Annotated in this window: 1 protein-coding gene; it reads left to right on the top strand. The window is 74.7% G+C overall.

Annotation, left to right across the window (positions count from 1 at the left end):
- On the top strand, positions 1 to 241 hold a 241-nt coding region (locus BN358_RS11590; protein WP_368730811.1), incomplete at both ends, for a TrmH family RNA methyltransferase.

Raw genomic sequence — 241 nt, 5'->3', positions numbered from 1 at the left:
ACCGTCTTCTCCCTGCCGTGGGCGCGCCTCGACGCCGGGGTCCCGATCGGTCCGCTGCTGCGGGAGGCGGGATTCCGGGTGGCGGCGCTCGCCCTGCGGGACGACGCAGTGGATCTGGCCACGTTCGCGGGCTCGTTGGGTCCGGACGACCGGCTGGCGGTTCTGCTCGGCACCGAGGGTCACGGGCTGAGCCGGAGCTGGGTGGCGTCCGCGGACGCCGTGGTGCGGATCCCGATGCGGA

The organism is Sedimentibacter sp. B4 (assembly GCF_000309315.1).
Taxonomy (GTDB): domain Bacteria; phylum Bacillota; class Clostridia; order Tissierellales; family Sedimentibacteraceae; genus Sedimentibacter; species Sedimentibacter saalensis.
The sequence above is the reverse complement of the archived record's forward strand: the minus strand, read 5'-3'. Positions and strand labels throughout refer to the sequence as shown.